At 41.2% G+C, this 2,080-nt stretch carries 2 protein-coding genes; one reads left to right on the top strand and one right to left on the bottom strand.

Features of this window, described 5'->3' with window-relative positions; all coding sequences use genetic code 11:
* Positions 1 to 79: 79 nt before the first annotated feature.
* Complete coding sequence (locus F6K38_RS40280; protein ID WP_287360461.1) at positions 80 to 487, bottom strand: thioesterase family protein; 408 nt, start codon at positions 485 to 487, stop codon at positions 80 to 82.
* 255 nt (positions 488 to 742) lie between these two features.
* Here F6K38_RS40280 and F6K38_RS40285 point away from each other — a divergent pair, with 255 nt between their 5' ends.
* Entirely contained in the window at positions 743 to 1,591 is an 849-nt protein-coding gene (locus F6K38_RS40285; protein ID WP_008187058.1) for an alpha/beta fold hydrolase, read from the top strand.
* Positions 1,592 to 2,080 lie beyond the last annotated feature (489 nt).

Raw genomic sequence — 2,080 nt, forward strand, 5'->3', positions numbered from 1 at the left:
TACAAGATATATTCCAGTAACATTTTGCCTTCCTAAAACCCATTGAAATCCGTTTTAGTTTATATGCTTAAAAATATCCTCATAAGCGCTCTAGCCATTGCACGATTTCCTCAGGTAAGGGAATTTTGGTTCTAGTCATTGCATTAATACAAACGTGCTTGGTAATTGCCTTTGCCAGTAACTGTTGCGATGACGAAGCTTTAACAACTTGATAAGCAATTTCAAACTTACTTTCACTCAACTGCTCAGGCATCACATGAATCAGCAGTGGATCCCCACAAAACATAGGACGCAAGAAATCCACACTGGCATGAACAATCGGAATTGCCACAGCGGGCTTAGTGAAAAAGGACTTGAGATTAATGCCCGATGCATCTAGAGAGGCTTCATAGGCTTCATGGCAGATAGATAAAACATTAGCAAAATAGACCACACCAGCCGCATCGGTATCTGAAAACCGAACAGTGCGATTATAAGTAAAAGAGATCATACCATTTCAGTTATCAGCTATCAGCTATCAGCTATCAGCTAATTCGCTACGCGCACGCTACGCGAACAGCTATCAGCTGAATGCTTACAAAGTTTCTGCCCATAGCGTAACCTCCTTGAGGTGCTATTGAATAAAATAAGCTGACGGCTGTTCGCGTAGCGTGGCCTAAGGCCAACGGCTGATGGCTGTTCGCGTAGCGTGAGCTTTTAGCTCACGGCTGAATGCTTACACAACTAACAATTAACAATTAACATGAATGGGATCAAAAAAACCTCTCAAGCAGCAGTATATCTCAACACTGACCTCCAGGGGTCAGGATTCCCAATTCTCTGCCTTCACGGTCATCCAGCCTCAAGTCAGTGCCTTTCAGTTTTTACCCAACATCTATCCCAGAGGTTCTGGACTATCAGCCCTGATTTGCGAGGATATGGTAAAAGTCCAGCTGATCGGGATTTTCAGATGACCGACCACTTGACTGACTTGGAATCCCTGCTCGACTATTACAAAATTGACCGCTGTTTGATACTAGGTTGGTCTTTAGGGGGAATTTTGGCAATGGAGCTTGCCCTGACGCTACCTCAGAGAGTCACGGGTTTAATTTTAATCGCCACAGCCGCTCGACCTTGGGGTAATCATCCCCCCATTAGTTGGCAGGATAATCTCTATACCGGCATCGCTGGTGTCTTAAATTGGTTACAACCAGGATGGCAATGGAATATTGACACATTTGGTAAGCGATCGCTTTTTCGGTACCTGATCCAACAACACACAACCAGCACCTACCAGTATATTGCCAAGCACGCCATATCAGCCTACTTACAGACCTCCCAAGCCGCTACACAAGCACTCAACACTGCCATTAGGGCTGGGTATAACCGTTTGCCAGACTTAAACCAGATTCAATGTCCCTCCCTGGTCTTAGCAGGAGCTGCTGATCGCCATATTACCGCAGCATCCAGTCGAGAAACCGCTAAACATCTCAAGGATAGCCAATGGCAATGCTATGACAATACTGCTCACTTGTTTCCTTGGGAAATTCCCGATCAGGTTTTAAAAGATATCGACAGCTGGATTAGCAATAATCCCCAAGTTGTGAGGTGATCAGAATGTATAATTTAGAATTTAGAATGCAGAATTTAGAATGTATAATTTAAAATGTAGAATTAATAATTTATAATTTAAAATGTAGAATTTTGAATTAATTCAAAGCTGATAGCTGTTGGCGTAGCCTGCCCGTAGCGCATATTATGACAATTCTTAATTCTTAATTGAAAGCTGAAAGCTGATAGCTGATAGCTGATAGCTTACAATTCTCAATTCTCAATTCTCAATTCTCAATTCTCAATTCTCAATTCTACATTCTCAATTCTCAATTCTCAATTCTACATTCTCAATTCTCAATTCTCAATTCTACATTCTCAATTCTCAATTCTCAATTCTACATTCTCAATTCTCAATTCTCAATTCTCAATTCTCAATTCTCAATTCTCAATTCTACATTCTACATTCTACATTCTAAATATGGTTAAGCATGATGACGACAATTGAAGTACGTCCTGTTAAAACTAAACAAGAGTTAGAGGATATGTA

Source organism: Moorena sp. SIO3B2 (genome assembly GCF_010692525.1).
GTDB classification, from domain to species: domain Bacteria; phylum Cyanobacteriota; class Cyanobacteriia; order Cyanobacteriales; family Coleofasciculaceae; genus Moorena; species Moorena producens.

Bases quoted from the DNA above. Each gene is read 5' to 3' on its own strand.
- F6K38_RS40285 (WP_008187058.1), top strand. From the start codon at position 743: ATGAATGGGATCAAAAAAACCTCTCAAGCAGCAGTATATCTCAACACT.